This is a genomic window from Mucilaginibacter sp. CSA2-8R, from assembly GCF_038806765.1.
Classification (GTDB): domain Bacteria; phylum Bacteroidota; class Bacteroidia; order Sphingobacteriales; family Sphingobacteriaceae; genus Mucilaginibacter.
Genome location: NZ_CP152389.1, coordinates 2,326,830 through 2,344,974 on the forward strand (window position 1 = coordinate 2,326,830; position 18,145 = coordinate 2,344,974).

Consider the following 18,145-nt stretch of genomic DNA (forward strand, 5'->3'; position numbering starts at 1 on the left):
TCATGTATACATCTGTTTTTCATAGGCCTGTAGTTACCAAAAAATTTACGCAAAAGTTTTGGGCTGGCTTGCTATTAGCTTCTTTGCTGCCGGCTGCAACTTTTGCACAATTGGTTGATAAAACGCCGGCTGCGGTACCCAATGCACCAACAGTTTTTAATACCGAGCCTTGGGAAGACCCGCTGGTAAGTGGCATTAATCGCGACGCGTCACGCGCTACCGCATATTCGTTTAGCAATGTGGCTGATGCCTTGCAGGGCGACCGCGAAAAATCGGGCCGGATGATGTCGCTTAACGGACAATGGGATTTTAGCTTTGCCGAAAAACCTGCCGACGCGCCCCTCGGTTTTTATAAAGGCCGTGTATCAGGCTGGAAAAAAATTACCGTACCCTCGAGCGTAGAGATGCTGGGTTATGGCAAGCCTATTTATAAAAGTGCCGTTTACCCGTTTCGTCCGGTTAACCCGCCACATGTGCCTCAGGATTATAATGGCGTAGGCAGTTACCAACGCACATTTACGTTACCCGCTAACTGGATAGACATGAACGTAACATTACACTTTGGTGGTGTAAGTTCGGGGTTTAAAGTCTGGCTTAATGGTAAATTTTTAGGTTACGGCGAGGATAGTTTCTTATCGTCGGAGTTTAATATTACCCCTTACCTGCAAGCCGGAGAAAACGTGTTATCGGTACAAAACATCCGTTGGAGCGACGGCTCGTTATTGGAAGACCAGGACCAATGGCGTTTAAGCGGTATACACCGCGAGGTGATGTTACTGGCCGAACCCAAACTGCGCATTGCCGACTTTTTTTATCAAACTAAACTGGATAAACAATACAAAGATGCGTTATTGAGTATCCGCCCGCGCATAGAGAACCTAACGGGTAAGGCCATTGCCGGCTACCAGCTCAAAGCGCAGCTATTTGATAAAAACAGCAAGGCGGTTTTTCAGAAACCCTTGCAGCGGAGTGTGGAGAGCATCATCAATGAGATATATCCGCGGCTGGACAACGTAAAATTTGGTTTGCTCGAAAGTAAAGTAAGCAACCCAGCTAAGTGGAGCGACGAACAACCTAATCTTTATACCTTAACACTCTCCTTAGAGGATAGCACCGGTCGTGTTTTAGAGGTGAAAAGCTGTAAACTGGGTTTCAGGAGCATTGAGTTTTCTAAAACCGACAGCAAGCTCCTTATTAACGGCAAGGTAACCTACCTGTATGGCATTAACCGGCCAGACCATCACCCGGTTAAAGGCAAGGCGCTGTCGCGCGAGGATATTTTGGAGGATGTGCGTACTATCAAACGTTTCAACTTTAACTGCATCCGTACCAGTCATTACCCGATGGACCCGTACCTCTATGATTTGTGCGATCAGTACGGCATCTTGGTGATTGATGAGGCCAACCTGGAAACCCACGGTTTGGGATCCAAGCTAAGTAACGACCCCAGCTGGACAAGTGCTTACCTGGACCGGGCCACCCGCATGGTGATGCGCGATAAAAACCATCCTAGCATTATTATGTGGAGTTTGGGTAACGAGGCCGGTCGTGGTCCCAACCATGCCGCTATGGCTGCCTGGATTCATGATTTTGATATTACACGGCCGGTTCATTACGAACCTGCACAGGGTACGCCGCAGGCCGAAGGCTATATTGATGTAACCGATGCCCGGTATTTAAAGCCTAACGACCACTCGCACCGCTTACAAAACCCGATTGATGAGCCTTATGTGGATGTGGTGAGCCGTATGTACCCGGCGTTATATACTGCGCCGCTACTGGTTAATCAAAAAAACGGCGATAACCGTCCTGTATTTTTTGTCGAGTATTCGCATGCGATGGGTAACTCCAACGGTAATCTTAAGGAGTTGTGGGACCAATGGCGCGCATCTAAACGGGTTATAGGTGGTGCCATCTGGGAGTTTAAAGACCAGGGCTTGCTCAAAACTGATTCGGCAGGCACGCCTTTCTATGCTTACGGCGGCGACTACGGCGAAAAGTATTTCGATAATTTTACCATCAAAGGTACCGTAGCGTCCGATGGCCGTCCTAAAGCAGCTATGTACGAGTGTAAGCATGTTTTTCAGCCCATCACTTGCAAATTAGTAGATGCCTCGAAAGGTTTGTTAAAAATTACCAACCGCCATGCTGTGCAAAACTTGTTAGGTTATAGTGTGATGCTGCAATTACGGCGAGACGGCCGCGTGGTAATGCAAAAGCAACTGTCTGCGCTCAACTTAGCAGCAGGAGCAGACACCACCATCAGCATTAAATCTTATTTACCATCTTTAAAAGCAGGAACCGAGTACCTGGCTGATATTCATTTCTATCTGGCGACGAGCGAACCTTGGGCCGAAAAGGGCTATGAAATTGCGTCTGATCAGTTTGCACTGACCGGCGTTGTTGAGCATAGCAAATTACTGTCATCAACAGCATCAGTGTCTTTAAACGATAATGGCAACACTTATGTGGTCAATGGGAAAAACTTCATTATTAATATTAGCAAGCAAAACGGAGCGCTGACATCCTACAAACTCAACAGCCAGGAGCAAATTTTTACGCCGTTGCTGCCGCACTTTAGTCGCCCGGTAACCGATAACGACCATCGCGGCTGGAAGGCCGACCGCAAGTTGAAGCCTTGGTTCACGGCAGTGCCAAAATTAACTAACGTTCAGGCTGATAAAGCATCTGATGGAAGTATCAAAGTAGTCAGCAATTACAGTTTGGTAAACGATAGCGCTTCAACAGTGGTTACTTACACTATTTCGGGCAGCGGCATGGTCAAAGTTGATTATGCATTTCAACCCAAAGTAAGCGGATTGCCTAACTTGCCTAAATTAGGCATGCAGGGCGGTATCAAACGCAGTTACGACCAAATTAGCTGGTACGGGCGCGGACCGATGGAAAATTATATCGACCGTCGTTCGGGATTTGAAGCCGGCATTTACAGTCTGCCTATAAACCAGTTTATGGAACCTTATGCGGTTCCGCAAGAAAATGGTAACCGTACCGATGTACGCTGGATGTTTTTGGCTGATAAAAAGCAAAGCGGTCTTTTAGTAGTGGCCGATAGCCTATTAAGCATGAGTGCCTGGCCTTACACCGAAGCCAACATCGTGGCGGCTAAACACACTAATAAATTAAAAGATGCCGGTTATCTAACCCTGAACATTGATTTAATACAAATGGGTTTAGGCGGTAACGACAGTTGGTCTGATGTGGCGGCACCGCTTGATATTTACCAGATACCAGCCAGGCCATATCGCTACAGTTTTTATTTGTACCCTTACCAGGGCAGTACCGACGGCATTACCAATGTCATCAAAAAGATGAATAATGCTAAAAAGTAACAGACGAAAATCAGGCTTGCCGGGGGCACCGTTTAAGGCTATTTGTATAGCCTTGTACCTGAGTATTTTGATGCCCCTAAACAGCATAGGGCAAGTACGCGGTAAACAGATAGCTAAAGTAGATTTAGAAAAGCTGTTTAAGAATCCGCCGGCATCGGCCAAGCCCTGGGTATTTTGGTACTGGATGCAAGCGGCCGTAACTAAAGCCGGCATCACTGCCGATTTGGAAGCTATGAAGCAAATTGGCATAGGTGGCGCTTACCTGATGCCTATTAAAGGTATTGCTAATCCGCCTTATTTAACGCCACCTGCCGAGCAGCTAACGCCCGAATGGTGGGCGCTTGTAAAGTTTGCCATGCAGGAGGCCGACCGCCTCGGTCTGCAAATGGCCATGCATGACAGTGATGGTTTTGCCCTGGCCGGTGGTCCGTGGATTACGCCCGAGTTGTCCATGCAAAAAGTAGTTTATACCCAGACGAATATTACAGGCGGAGCGATATTTTACGATACGCTTGCCCGTCCCGAAAGCTACAAAGGCTATTATAAAGATATTGCCATATTGGCTTACCCATCGCTGGTTGGAGCCGGGATAAACAGTAACCAGATAAAACCGAAAGTAACGAGCAGCGTTGCTGGCACCGATTTGCAATACCTGGCCGACCGCAATAACAAAATATCTTTTACCAGTGCCGATTCCTGCTGGATACAATACGAGTTTCCATCGGTCTTTACCTGCCGTTCGCTGGTGGTGCGCAGCAATGCCCCTAACTATCAGGCTGAGCGTTTGCAGATTTTGGTAAGTAACGACGGTAAACAATTTCGTTCAATTGGCCGCTTGCAGCCGCCCCGTCATGGCTGGCAGGATAACGATGCGCTTATTACGCAATCTATCATTCCTACAACAGCCAAGTATTTTCGATTTGTTTACAACAAAGAAGGTTCGGAGCCGGGCGCTGAAGATTTGGACTTTGCCAAATGGAAGCAATCCTTGAAAATTTCGGGTATCGAGTTATCTGCTGAGCCCCGCATCAATCAGTTTGAAGGAAAAACGGGGGAGGTGTGGCGCGTAAGTAAATCAACCACCCGGCAGCAATTGCCTGATGATTTATGCATTGCCAAAGATAAGATTGTCAACCTGACGGCGATGGTTGACGCCCAGGGAAAACTCCACTGGACAGTACCTGCCGGTAATTGGACCATCTTGCGCATCGGGCACACCTCCACAGGGCATACCAACGCTACTGGCGGTAAAGGCGCGGGCCTGGAATGCGATAAATTTAACACAACTGCCATTAAGCTGCAATTTGATAACTGGTTTGGTGAAGCTATTAAGCAAATAGGGCCTGATTTGGCTAAACGCGTGCTCAAAGTTTTTCATGTGGATAGCTGGGAGTGCGGCAGTCAAAATTGGTCGACCTCGTTTGCACAGGAGTTTCAATTGCGCAGAGGATACAGCCTGATGCCTTACCTGCCGGTAATGGCGGGTGTACCTGTACAAAGTGCATCGCAAAGCGAAAGGGTACTGGCCGATGTAAGGCAAACCATAGCCGAACTGGTTAACGATAAGTTTTACGGCACCACGGCGCAATTGGCGCACCAAAACGGATGCACTTTTACCGCCGAAAGCGTGGCACCGACCATGACCAGCGATGGCTTACTGCATTACAGCAAAGCCGACATTGCCATGGGCGAGTTTTGGCTGCGTAGCCCCACGCACGATAAGCCCAATGATATGCTCGATGCCATTTCGGGCGGTCACATATACGGTAGAAATATCATCCAGGCCGAGTCATTCACCGAGTTGCGCACCATGTGGGACGAGCATCCGGGTATGCTAAAAAGCCTTGGCGACCGTAATTTGGCCTTGGGCGTAAACCGATTGGTTTTTCATGTGAACACTCATAATCCCTGGTTAGACCGCAAGCCGGGTATGACGTTAGACGGTATCGGCTTATTTATGCAGCGTGACCAAACTTGGTACCAGCCCGCAAGGGCCTGGGTGGAGTACCTGGAACGCTGCCAGGCTCTGCTGCAACAAGGCAAACCGGTAACCGATATAGCAGTCTTTACCGGCGAAGAAACACCAAGGCGAGCATTACTGCCCGATAGACTGATTAACACCCTGCCCGGCTTATTTACTCCAGCCAGGTTAGCACAAGAAAAGGAACGGTTGGCGAATAAAGGCTTGCCGTTAAAAGTTGTACCCATTGGTGTAACCAGTAGTGCCAATTCGGTTGGTGCCGAAGATTTGATTAACCCCTTGCAAGGTTACCATTACGACTCGTTTAACCTAGATGCATTGATGCGCTTGGCCAAAGTAAACAATGGACGCATTGAATTGCCAGGTGGGGCCAGCTATAAGGTACTGGTGCTGCCGGGTAATACACCGATGCTGCCTAACGGCACTTACTGGTCGGCTAAAGTGGTTAAGCGCCTCAATGAATTGATTGCTCAGGGAGCAACCATTATTTGTCACCCGGATGCGGGGCCTAAACTAAAGCAATCTGGCAAGGGTAAGCTGATTTATGGGCCGTATCAGGAGCATAATTTAAACGGCTTAGGGCTGACTAAAGATTTGATGGTTTCGGAAGCGAATGGACAGGCTGCCCAAGGCATAGCCTGGACACATCGCAGCAGTGCCGATTTTGACTTGTATTTTATCTCCAACCAGGACAGCGTAGCCCGTAACTTACAATTTTCATTGCGCACTGCAGGCCGATTGCCTGAGATAGCAGATGCCTTAACCGGAGAGGTGAGGGAAGCAAGTGTATGGACGACAGACAATGGACGCACTTTGGTACCACTAAAACTGGAAGGCAGCGGGTCGGTGTTTTTCATATTCAGAAAGCCAGCTAATCAATCAGTAAAAACAAACCGTAAGCCTCAGATTTTTGAAGTTAGCCAGAAACTGCAACCTGCCTGGGCCGTAACGTTTGATGCCGCGATGAATGGTCCTCAAAAACCAATGCGATGGACATCGTTACAAGACTGGAGTCAATCGCAGGACTCAACTGTACGGTATTACTCGGGTACCGCAGTATATAACCAAACGTTTAACTGGAAGGGCAACGGACAGGCTATAGCTTGGCTGAATGTAAGAAAGGTATACAACATGGCCGAGGTTTTTGTAAACGGCGTTAATTGCGGCGTGGCCTGGACAGCACCGTATCGCGTGAACATCAGTAAAGCCCTAAAGCCAGGAGCTAATCAGATAAAAATTGCAGTAACCAATACCTGGGCTAACCGGTTGATGGGCGACCATCGGTTACCTAAAGAAAAACAAACCACCTGGACTAACGCACCCTACCGCTTAGAAGGCAGGCCATTGCTACCTGCAGGATTGATTGGCCCCGTGGTGATTGAAACGACAAATGAATAAAACGTATATTTAGATATGAGAAGAGTGAAAGAATGGCTGGGCGGTGCGGTGTTGTGCCTGGCATTATACAGCCAGGCTAATGCGCAGAGCAAAGCCCTGGTAAATACCTCGGCCAGTCCGTATGCAAGGCTAAGCAGCGTTAACATGGGGGATGTAACCTGGACTAAAGGTTTTTGGGCCGACCGCTTTCAGGTTTGCCGTGATACCATGATTCCGAACCTGTGGAAGGTATACACCGACCCCAACATAAGCCACGCCTTTAAAAACTTTGAGATTGCCGCCGGGCTGGACACTGGTTCGCACTCTGGTCCGCCGTTTCACGATGGCGATTTTTATAAATTGTTTGAGGCGGTAGCCAGTATGTATGCCGTAACGCACGACCCTAAACTGGACGCGTTAATGGATAAAACCATTGCCGTGATTGCCAAAGCGCAGCGCAAAGATGGTTACATCCACACCCCGACACTCATCGCTCAAAAAAACGACCCCAAAAATGCTAAGGCTTTTGCCGACCGCTTAAATTTCGAAACTTACAATTTAGGCCATTTAATGACCGCCGGTTGCGTGCATTACCGGGCAACGGGCAAAAAAACACTGCTTAACCTGGCTATTAAAGCCACCGATTACCTTTACAATTTCTATAAAACAGCATCGCCCGAATTGGCACGCAATGCCATTTGCCCATCGCATTACATGGGTGTGGTAGAAATGTACCGTACCACGCGCGACCCAAAATATTTGGAGCTATCCAAAAACCTGATTAATATTCGCGGTTTGATGAAGGACGGAACGGACGATAATCAGGACCGTATTCCTTTCCGTCAGCAAACCTCAGTAATGGGCCATGCAGTGAGAGCCAACTACCTGTTTGCCGGTGCCGCCGATGTGTATACAGAAACTGGTGACACAACTTTAATGCACACCCTTAACTTGATGTGGAATGATGTAGTAAATCGCAAAATGTACGTAACCGGCGGTTGCGGCGCGCTTTACGATGGCGTATCTCCGGACGGGACGTCTTACAATCCAACCGATGTGCAGAAAGTACACCAGGCTTATGGCCGCGATTATCAGTTACCCAACTTTACTTCGCACAACGAAACCTGCGCCAATATTGGCAACGTGCTGTGGAATTGGCGCATGCTGCAGGCTACTGGCAAAGCGCAATACGCTGATGTAATGGAACTGGCCTTATACAATAGTGTACTCTCGGGCATTGACCTGAGTGGGCGTAACTTTTTGTATACCAACCCTATGAGTTACTCGGACGCTTTGCCGTTTAGTCAGCGTTGGTCAAAAGACCGCGTGCCTTACATTAAGTTGTCTAACTGTTGCCCTCCGAACGTTGTGCGCACCATTGCTGAGGTAGCCGATTATGCTTACAGTATGTCTGACAAAGGCCTGTACCTAAACTTGTATGGCGGCAATGCATTGAGCACTACACTGAAAGATGGTACTAAAATAAGCTTGGACCAACAAACGGAATACCCTTGGAACGGCAAAATCAGTATTACGCTGAAACAGGCACCCACCAAGTCTTATGCGATGTTTTTCAGAATACCTGGCTGGAGCAGCGGTGCATCGCTAATAGTTAATGGTCAAGCATTGAAAACTCAATTAACACCTGGCGAGTATGCCGAGGTTAGCCGTAAATGGAGAGCAGGTGATAAAATTGAACTGAACCTGCCTATGCCGGTGAGATTGTTAGAATCAAACCCATTGGTAGAAGAAACACGCAATCAGGTTGCTGTAAAACGCGGCCCAGTAGTATATTGTATTGAGTCGGCTGATTTACCGAAAAGCCAAAAAGTATTTAATATTGCCATGCCTGCGCAAAACAACCTGAAACCCGAAATGATAAAGATTGACAACAGTCCAATCATGAGTTTAACCGGCCAGGTTGATGTAAGAAATGAAAGCAACTGGCAAAATAAACTGTATCGCGAGATTAGCAGTAAAGAGCCAAACAAAGTAAACGTTAGACTGATTCCTTATTACGCCTGGGGTAACCGCGGCCATGTAGATATGGAAACTTGGATTCCGCTGGATAGATAGAGCCTATTTATATAACGAACAAGGCCGGTTGCATGAGGTGTAACCGGCCTTGTTGTTTAGTGACCTAGGTAAGGCTTATCAATTCAGCATATTAATAACATCGGCTTTCCGCGCTTCGGGCCATACTTTTAAGTTAGTAAGTTCACCATTTTTTACAGTGGCCTCTACCGTAGTTTGATAAGGTGCGTGCAGTTTGAAATGTACATCCCAGGTTTTAGGCCAAGCGGGGAGCAGGTATATTTTTTTGCCATCGGTTTGCAGCAGCATTTCCTGCAAGCCAATCATGCCGGAACCGCCCCAGTTATGGTCGGGCGTCCAGTCAAAGCCCGGTCCCCAAAAGGCTGGAAATTTACGGCCGGAATCTTTCAGCTTGATGAGTGTCAGTTTAGCTGCCTCATCAGTTAAACCTAAACGGGCTGCAAAAATATTATCCTGTTTCCAGCCAATGCCACTTCTAAATTTTATAGCCAGTGTATCGTATTTCCAGGTGTTTTTAGCAATGTCTAAATCCGGTTTGCCAATACCGTAAATACCCCAAGGAAAAACGGGGTAAAGCTGCATGTTCTCGGTGTTGTTTACGCGTTCCCATACCTGGGCGGGCGCAATGGTTTTATGACCATCAAATTCTCTGTAGCTGATGGGAGGGATGCGTTTCAACATCAGTTCCCAATCTCTTCTTTTTTCAACTGTAAGATAGTCCGATGGCAATTGCAGTAAATGAGTTAATACCATTTGCAAGGCCGCAATGGTTGAGTTGGCATTATAAGCCATCTTAAACGTTTCGCCTGCCGAGCCGGGATAAAGTACCAAGTGTCCCGTACCGTCAAACGCTTTGCTGCCGCGGCTACGGGCCATGTACTGGTAATGCTCATTAAAAAAAGTAAGGCAGCTTTCAATAAATGGGATGTATGGTTTTATGTCATGGCCGGCATAATCGCGGGTTTGCAGCATCATGTCGCAAAACTCCAGTACAGTATCCCACTCGTACTCCAGCCATGCATTGTACTCCATGCCTTTGTCAAAACCTACAGGGCGTTTCCAGCCGTATTCAGTGGCATTGGGTAAACCAAAGTTTTCTAACTGTTCGGTAAAACTCGCACCAGGATGGTTCCAGTAGGTTTGGGTACGCAGCTCGGCGTTACGCAGGATGTTCAAATAAAAGTCGAACGCCGGTTTCATCAATTCCCAGTCGCCGCTTTTCAGCATTGGCCAGTAAACTAGGCGCTGGTTTTGGGCCGTCATCAATCCGCCGCCCCAGTTTCTAAAATCGGGTGTGAACTTAGCGGTACTGTCGGTGTATTGGGGGTCGTAAGTAAACAAGCCGCCATTAAATTTGGTAGGAGAGTTTCCAAACGCGTTGCAGCCCAACATATACCTGAACAGTTGATAACTACGTCCTACCTGCCAGGGTTCTGTATGAGCTTTATCTGCGTTGATGAATATGTAGCTGCGGTTCCAGTAGCTTTTCCACCAGTTTTGGGTAGCTTTTTCGGCTGTATTGGCGTTTTGTTTAGCTTCAGCAATAAGCTGTTCAAGGTTTTTTTGCCACTGATTGATATCTGGTGTCTGCTCCGTGTGTAGGTAAACCTCAATGCGCTGCTTCCGGGTGGCCGTTTTGCTTTGCAGCCTCCAGCCTTTAAACGGTGTGGATGCATACGTACCATCGGTTGTACCTGCTGCCACCATATGGGTGCCTGTCATCACGCCGCCGAAGGCTAATCGTTTCAACGGATTAAAAAGCTGACCTTTAATAGCGTTTAAGCCTTCGTGTGTAACGGTAGCATCAAATATTGTACTGTCCTGGTTATGATGGCAAAATACTACGCCGTTGTTTTTTAAAGCAACCAGATCTTTCTTGGTTTTGATGTCCGGCCGGTTAGCCCATTTCCAAGAACCCTGGTTATTCTCACGGCTTTTAGTCGGGCGGTCGGCAAAGCGCCAGTTTTCGTAAATAGCTTCGGTTTTAATCGACCGGCTGCTGTTTACTTCAACATGTACCACTGGCTTAAACACATCTACCCAAATCCTCACATTTGCTTTAACGCCCTGGTGATTAGCCTGAATAATTACTGCGCCTGTTTTTAATGAAAGCTGCTGTTTAAATTCACGGCCTTCAAAGAGATTTGGGAATAACTTAAGTCGCACCCGGCCAAGTTTCAGCAAACTGTTATTTTCATCAAACGTGCCGCTTCTGGCTATGTAAAATAGTATGTCGCCTTTTTCCACCCAAACGTTAAGCCCTACATTGCCGCCACCGCAAGGCATGGACTCTCCCGAGTTTTGGCTTTGGGTAGTCCACGTAATCTTGTTTTGCTCAAGTTCGGCAGGTTGCGCTCGTAATTGCAACACGGACAAGAGCAGCAGGGTGGCTAAGGTGATGAAGGTGATTTTTTTGTCCATTACCAGTTATCGGTTCTGAAGGAGGATACCGGCAGCCCGTCCGTTCCATACAATTCACCTACAACAAAGTCGCGGAAGGCGTATCGCACCGCTGCCGGCTTTTTTACTTGCGGAGCAGAAACGGTTACAGAACTGCCGTTAATTACCGCCTTGGCCGGGTAAAATTTCTGGTCGTCGCCGGCAATCTCAAACTGCGTTAAGGGTTTATTGTAGGCAGTTATACCATTAGCGGCATTGACAAATTTTAGTACGGCAGCGGTATCTTTAACCGTTATCGACTCATATTCCGGGCTGGCAAAGCCAAAACCTTTCATGTCATAGGTTTTTCCTAAAGCCAAATAGGCTAGCCGTGTTCCGCCCGGTTCTTTATGGGCAGGGTGTATGCTGGCTTGCTCGCCAATATCCATCAGCACTGCCATGGCACTGTTAGGTATTGTTTTTTGAGATTTGCGTTGTGCATCGCGCAAATAAGCCGAATTATATTTGCCGCCTTTGTAATATGGTGGCAGTTGTGCATATTCGTAAGGTGCTATCTGCGCATAATAAAACGGAAAGTCCCCCTGCTGCCATAAATTGCGCCAACGGCCCACCAAGGCCGGGAATAGCTTTTCATAACGGTCGGGATTGTCGTAGTTAGATTCGCCTTGATAAAAAATAGCCCCTTTAATGCCATAACCAGCAATAGGGTGCAACATACCATTGTAAAGCGTGGTAGGGGTACGGCTCACCTGTTTAATGGTGTCATTTTTAGCCGGAATTTTAATCTCCGGAAATTCTTTCAATGTTTCCGGGTCGAGCCATGCCTCAGCAAACGAGCCACTGTAGCTTACATTAATAAGGCCTATGGGCACGTCCAGCATTTCGTTCAGCAAGCGACCAAAGTAATATCCCGTCGCACTAAAATTGCTCACAAACTCTGGGCTTGCCGCATGCCAGTCCGACGGCTTGCTAGTTTCCTGCAACTCTGTTGTTGATGAGCGGGGTACGGTGTACAACCTAATTCGGTTGTTTTTTGATTTTAAAATAGCTTCGTTCGAGCCCATCAGTGGTTGCCCTTTAAAACCTTTCATAGGCATTTCCATGTTTGATTGCCCGCCGCAAATCCAGACTTCACCAATCAGGATGTTGTCAAGCTTTACAAGTTTGCCATCATTAATAGTAACTACATACGGGCCACCGGCTACCGGCGTGGCTAATTTAGCTTTCCATTTACCCGCCTGGTCAGCCGTGGTCTTGTAAATCTTGCCATTCCAGGAGGTGGTAATTGTGATGTTGGTGCCCGGTTTATCCCAACCCCAGATGGGGGCTTGTGATTGCTGCTGTAAAACAGCGTTGCTGGTAAATATGGAGGCCAGCTTTACCTGGGCCGAAGCTGTCATAGCAGCCAACGAAAGCAGCGCTAAAAGACCTGTTTTTAATTTCATGAAAAAGCTGTGATTGTTGTAGATGATTATCGGCTTTATGCGGCACATTTAATTTTTCAAATATCTGCGTTTGTACTCGGCCGGGGTTACACCCTTTACTTTCTTAAAGTGACGGTAAAAGTTGGATACGTTATGAAAGCCACACTCAAAGCAAATAACCTCGGTGATCAGTTTGTTTTCTACCAAAAAGCGGCAGGCGTGACTAATGCGTATCTCGATCAAAAAATCGTAATACGTTTTATTAGTCATCAGTTTAAAATAGCGGCAAAACGAGGTCACGCTTAAATTGCTCAAAGCGGATATCTCTTTTAAGGTAATATCGCGTTTGTAGTTCGACAGCGTGTAAGTGTAAATATGGCTCAACCGGGCGTCGTCCATTTCGCTCGGTTGCTGGAAAGCGTTGAGGTTGTTGACGATGGGCTTATATTCATTGCTTTCGGCCATGGTTTTGAGTATCGACAGCATAACAATCAAGCGGTCTAAGCTTCCGGCATTGACGCCTCCCTTCATCAGTTCGATTACTTTATCTTTTGTCTGGCCATAAAATATCATTCCGCTTTTGGCACGCTCGTAAAGCTTGTTAATCAAAAACGCCTCCGGTAGTTGCAAAATATCTTTACCCAGGCAGGTAGGCAAAAATTGGAAAACTATAGCTTCAATATTTAAACCGCTATTTTGCTGATAGTACTCCTCGCGGCATCGCCAGGCGTGCGGCAGGTTTTGGCCAAGTAATATCAACTCGCCAGATGAAAAGTTACCTATATTATCGCCGATAAAACGTACGCCTTCGCCTTTAATGTTATAATGCAGCTCAAGTTCAGGATGATAATGCCAGATATTGCCAAAATTGGGCTTAACATCATGCCTGATGCTAAAAGAGGACTCAGACTCTCCAGATAATTTACGATAAATGGGCTTCATAGACCTGAAAGCTTATAATTAGTATTTGAAGATAGCAAATGAACGTAAAAGTGTAAAATATATTCCTCTTTTACAGTAACATTTTAGATAACATGGTAACATGTTATAATTTATGGAAAAAATGCTATAAGCAATTAGATGGCAATTGCTATAGTTTTGTGAGTATATACCTGCTGTTAAACCACCAGTAATAAATACATTAAGATTTTTTGCGGTTGCACAAGGCAACTGGCTTTCGCTAATAGGCAAAGCCGGCCAAATAAACAGGTAATGCCTTATTAATTAAATGCAGAATTTAAAAATACATTTTCCGGGTAAGCTTATTTTCGGCAGCGGTGTACTTTCCGGTTTAAGCCAAGAAATATCTCAGCTTAATTGTAAAGAGGTGCTGCTGGTTACTATTGAACCATTACTGCCTCAACTGGAAACACTCATCTATCAGCTTAAAGAAAAAGGTTTGGGTGTTACTGTTGATACCAGCATTGTACAAGAACCAAGCTTTTCTGATTTTGAAAAGCTTATCAACAAATACAAAATAACTGAACCCGATGTAGTAGTGGGTATTGGCGGCGGCAGTGTGCTGGATATTGCCAAACTGATAGCTGCGCAGGTGGATAATACACAAACCTTACAGGAAATTGTAGGCAATGGTTTATTGAAGCAACGTAACAAAAAATTAATTTGTTTGCCAGCCACCGCAGGTACCGGCAGTGAGGTATCGCCCAACGCTATTTTAGTTGATGATACCGATAATCAAAAGAAAGGTATTATTAGTCCGTACCTGGTACCCGATATTGTTTATGTCGATCCGTTATTGACTGCAAGTGTACCTGCCAGTATTACAGCCGCTACCGGGCTCGATGCTTTAACACATTGCCTGGAAGCTTACACTAATAAATTTGCTCAACCTTTTATTGATATATATGCTTACGAGGGTATGCGGCTTATTGCCGCTAACCTGGTACAGGCGGTACAACAGGGCAATGATACCCAGGCACGGACGCACGTAGCTATGGGTAGCCTGTTAGGCGGCTTTTGCTTGGGGCCGGTTAACACGGCCGCTGTGCATGCGCTGTCTTATCCCTTAGGCAGCATGTTTCATTTAGCGCATGGCTTGTCGAACGCCTTGCTTTTACCTTACGTGATGGCATTTAACATTCCGGCTGCAACTAAACGCTACGCTGATGTGGCCGTAGCTTTGGGCTGTGCCCGCGAAGGCGATGATTCGGCCACGGCGTTCGCTGGCGTAGAAAAAATTAAATCGCTGATTAAAGATTGCGGGGTGCCCGATAAGCTGAGTAAGTTAGGTATACCGCCAGAAGCTATCCCGCAAATGGCCGAAGATGCTTTGAAAATTACTCGCTTATTGAATAACAACCCACGGGAAGTAACTTTAAGCGACGCTATAGCTATTTACGAAGAAGCTTATTAAAGTACAGTCGGCAGACAAAAGATATAAATGTGAAATTTTTACATGAAAAACCCTAATAAATTTAAAGGAAATGTTATACCGGTGGTTACTCCGCTAACCGACCGTTATACTTTAGATGCAGAGGCGCTTGATAGGATATTTACCAACGTGTATGAAAATAAAGCATCGCCTTTTATTTTAGGTACAACGGGTGAGTCCGCGTCGTTTCCGGCAGAATTAAAAAACGAGTACATCGAAACTGCAGGCAGGCTTAAGCCTAATGGTGGAGTGCTGTACATGGGCATCTCAAGCAATAGTATTGATGAGTCGGTAGAGATGGCCAAGCGTAGTTTTGATGCCGGCGCAGATGCTGTAGCGGCTACGCTGCCAACCTACTACTGCTTAACCACGGATGAAATGAGGCGGTATTTTATAGAGTTGGCCGATCGGGTACAAAACCCATTGATTGTTTACAACATACCCGCAACTACGCATATGTCTATCCCGCTTGATTTGATCGACGAATTGAGCCATCATGATTATATTATGGGTACTAAAGATTCTGAACGCAGTACAGAACGCTTAGCACAATCGTTAAAGTTGTGGGCATCACGGCCCGATTTCAGTCATTTTATTGGCTGGGCGGCACAATCGGCCTATGGCTTGTTAAACGGCAGCGATGGTTTAATACCAAGCACTGGTAATGTGGCTCCCGAAATATACTGTAAGTTATCCGAAGCCGTAGCCAACAACGACTCTGAAGCAGCTTATTACTATCAGCATCAGTCGGATGTTTTGGGTAACTTATATCAGTCGGGCCGCTCATTAGGGCAGTCTTTAGCTGCGTTAAAAGCATTGATGCAGGAAGTAGGCTTGTGTCAGCCGTACATGATGTCGCCGCTGCAAAAGCTATCAGACTATGAAACGTCTCAACTGATTACGGCATTTTACGAATTGTTAGACAAAGAAGGTATTAAACTTAGCAAACTAAACCATGTTTGATAAACCCATTATAGGCATCACTATGGGCGATCCGGCAAGTATCGGCCCTGAAATTGCCATCAAAGCACTGTTAGACAGAGAGATTTATGACATCTGCAAGCCATTTATTGTAGGCGATGTTAGTGTATTCAATCATATCATCAGTAAGCTGGGCTTAGTGGCTACTGTCAATAAAATCCAGGATGTGAAAGAAGCCCGGTTTGAGTACGGTAATGTGGATGTTTTTGACCTTCATAACGTTGAGCTGGACAAACTGGAATTCGGTGTAGTATCGGCTATGGCAGGTAATGCAGCATTCGAGTCGGTAGTTAAGGTGATTGAACTGGCCATGGTAGGGCAAATCGAGGCTACCGTAACTGGTCCGCTCAATAAAAAATCGATGAACGAGGCCGGGCACCATTTTGCGGGGCATACCGAAATTTATGCGCAATACACCGGTACAAAAAAATATGCTATGCTGCTGGTTGAAGATAGCATGAAAGTCATACACGTTTCTACACACGTATCCTTACGCCAGGCCTGTGATCTGGTGAAGACAGACCGGATCATTGAGGTGGTGGAACTGTTGCACAACGGCTTAATCAGCCTGGGCGAAACAAATCTTAAAATCGGAATTGCAGGTTTAAATCCTCATGCTGGCGACTCGGGATTGTTCGGCACCGAGGATGATGAGGAAATTTTACCTGCAGTGCAAGCGGCTTTAGCCTTAGGATATGATGTGGAAGGGCCAGTACCTGCAGATACCATGTTCTCTAAGGCAGCCACCGGTTATTACGGTGGCGTGGTAGCCATGTACCACGACCAGGGTCATATTCCGTTTAAATTATCTGGCTTTAAATGGAACCCCGAGAAAAAGCAGATGGACAGTGTTAAAGGTGTTAACATCACCATGGGACTGCCTATCATTCGCACATCGGTTGACCACGGAACCGCGTTTGAGATTGCCGGTAAAGGTATAGCGAGCGAGGATGCAATGGTGCTGGCTATTAAATCGGCCGTGCAACTCGCCAAAAATAAGGTAACTGCCTAACTTTTATGATTGCCGTTATTGCCGACGATTTAACGGGCGCTGCCGAAATTGGCGGCATAGGATTACAGTACGGTCTGAATGTGGAAATAAGCCGGCAGGTAAAGCACAATACGACGGCTGACCTGTTAATCATCAACACGGACTCGAGGTCGAAATGTCTGCAAGAGGCTGTTAGAGCAGTAACCGAAGCATGTCAAGATATCAAGCGGTTAAATCCAAAGTTTATTTTTAAAAAGATAGACTCGGTAATGCGTGGCCATGTTTTGGCGGAGATTGAAGCAGAACTGCAAGTATTGGGCTGGGACAGTGCGCTCGTAGCATCTGCAAACCCGCATTTAGGCAGAATGCTAATTGATGATGTGTATTTGGTGAACGGCGTACCAGTACATCAGACATCATTTGCCATCGACCCGGAATTTCCGGTACTTTGTGCTGATGCAGCCGGAATGTTAAAAGATGAAACAGGAGTGGTTACGGTTTGTAAACCTGATTGTAATTTTCCGGTTTCGGGGATTACCGTTGGTGAAGTAAGTGGCGCTGATGATTTAGATTTATGGGCTCAGCACTGTGGCCGGGAAATTTTACCGGCTGGCAGCGGTGGTTTTTTTTCAGCGCTGTTAAAGTCAAAGCTTAAAAAGGCAACATATTCGTCGGCAGAAAACGGCCTCTTCCATGAGCCAGTTTTGTACGTCAGCGGTACCACATTTGCGCAGAACGCCAGGCTGGTCAGTAATCTAAAAGATGGTGCCGGTCCGGTTGCTTATATGCCTGCTAGCCTGCAACAAAACAAAGAAAATATTAAAGTTCTGGCCGACTGGTGTAGTGAGGTAGTAGCTTTGCTTAACAATCAAGGTAAGGCGGTAATGGCCATTGAGCAAAGAGACAATTCCGGTTTTAAACCCGATGCTGCCGTATTGCGTCAAACCATCGCTGCGGCGGTTAAAAGAGTAATGGAAGCGGTTGAAGTAAAAGAACTTATTATTGAGGGAGGTTCTACCGCTGCCGCTATTCTAAATGATTTGAATATAGATACGCTTTACCCGGTACACGAGTTTGGTCCCGGATTAATTAGATGCAGTACTATGATTGCTGCAAATTTACACGTTACTTTAAAGCCCGGCAGTTATCCATGGAGTGAGAAGACCTGGATATTTTAACTGCCTTTAAAACGAT

The 18,145-nt window shown here is 46.4% G+C and carries 10 protein-coding genes; 7 read left to right on the forward strand and 3 right to left on the reverse strand.

Features of this window, described 5'->3' with window-relative positions; all coding sequences use genetic code 11:
• The first annotated feature begins 2 nt into the window (after window positions 1-2).
• The 3 genes from AAGR14_RS09715 to AAGR14_RS09725 are packed head-to-tail and all read left to right on the forward strand — an operon-like array spanning window position 3 to window position 8,784.
• Window positions 3-3,350 (forward strand): glycoside hydrolase family 2 TIM barrel-domain containing protein, encoded by a 3,348-nt coding sequence (locus tag AAGR14_RS09715; protein ID WP_342648394.1) that lies wholly within the window; start codon window positions 3-5, stop codon window positions 3,348-3,350.
• Complete coding sequence (locus tag AAGR14_RS09720) at window positions 3,337-6,729, forward strand: glycosyl hydrolase (protein ID WP_342648395.1); 3,393 nt, start codon at window positions 3,337-3,339, stop codon at window positions 6,727-6,729. The genes AAGR14_RS09715 and AAGR14_RS09720 overlap by 14 nt, the downstream gene beginning before the upstream one ends.
• A 15-nt stretch (window positions 6,730-6,744) precedes the next feature.
• Window positions 6,745-8,784 (forward strand): glycoside hydrolase family 127 protein, encoded by a 2,040-nt coding sequence (locus AAGR14_RS09725; protein ID WP_342648396.1) that lies wholly within the window; start codon window positions 6,745-6,747, stop codon window positions 8,782-8,784.
• Window positions 8,785-8,862: 78 nt separating this feature from the next.
• On the opposite strand, the gene AAGR14_RS09730 is transcribed toward AAGR14_RS09725, so the two are convergent.
• The 3 genes from AAGR14_RS09730 to AAGR14_RS09740 are packed head-to-tail and all read right to left on the reverse strand — an operon-like array spanning window position 8,863 to window position 13,529.
• Window positions 8,863-11,184 (reverse strand): DUF5703 domain-containing protein, encoded by a 2,322-nt coding sequence (locus tag AAGR14_RS09730; RefSeq protein WP_342648397.1) that lies wholly within the window; start codon window positions 11,182-11,184, stop codon window positions 8,863-8,865.
• Window positions 11,184-12,608: a sialate O-acetylesterase gene (locus AAGR14_RS09735; protein WP_342648398.1), complete on the reverse strand. Its 1,425-nt coding sequence runs from the start codon at window positions 12,606-12,608 to the stop codon at window positions 11,184-11,186. The genes AAGR14_RS09730 and AAGR14_RS09735 overlap by 1 nt, the downstream gene beginning before the upstream one ends.
• Window positions 12,609-12,656: 48 nt before the next feature.
• Window positions 12,657-13,529 carry an AraC family transcriptional regulator gene (locus AAGR14_RS09740; protein WP_342648399.1) on the reverse strand — a complete coding sequence of 291 codons (873 nt, stop codon included), beginning with the start codon at window positions 13,527-13,529 and terminating at the stop codon, window positions 12,657-12,659.
• Between the two features lie 286 nt (window positions 13,530-13,815).
• On the opposite strand from AAGR14_RS09740, the gene AAGR14_RS09745 reads away from it, so the two are divergent.
• Genes AAGR14_RS09745 through AAGR14_RS09760 form a run of 4 tightly spaced genes read left to right on the forward strand, consistent with a single transcriptional unit; the run spans window position 13,816 to window position 18,129 of the window.
• Window positions 13,816-14,961 (forward strand): iron-containing alcohol dehydrogenase, encoded by a 1,146-nt coding sequence (locus AAGR14_RS09745; RefSeq protein ID WP_342648400.1) that lies wholly within the window; start codon window positions 13,816-13,818, stop codon window positions 14,959-14,961.
• 42 nt (window positions 14,962-15,003) lie between these two features.
• The gene (locus AAGR14_RS09750) at window positions 15,004-15,942 is read left to right on the forward strand and encodes a dihydrodipicolinate synthase family protein (protein ID WP_342648401.1); all 939 of its coding nucleotides are present in this window, start codon (window positions 15,004-15,006) and stop codon (window positions 15,940-15,942) included.
• Complete coding sequence (pdxA, locus tag AAGR14_RS09755) at window positions 15,935-16,972, forward strand: 4-hydroxythreonine-4-phosphate dehydrogenase PdxA (RefSeq protein WP_342648402.1); 1,038 nt, start codon at window positions 15,935-15,937, stop codon at window positions 16,970-16,972. Before AAGR14_RS09750 ends, pdxA begins: the two co-directional genes overlap by 8 nt.
• 5 nt (window positions 16,973-16,977) lie before the next feature.
• On the forward strand, window positions 16,978-18,129 hold the full coding sequence (locus tag AAGR14_RS09760) for a four-carbon acid sugar kinase family protein (protein WP_342648403.1): 1,152 nt from the start codon (window positions 16,978-16,980) through the stop codon (window positions 18,127-18,129).
• Window positions 18,130-18,145: the final 16 nt, after the last annotated feature.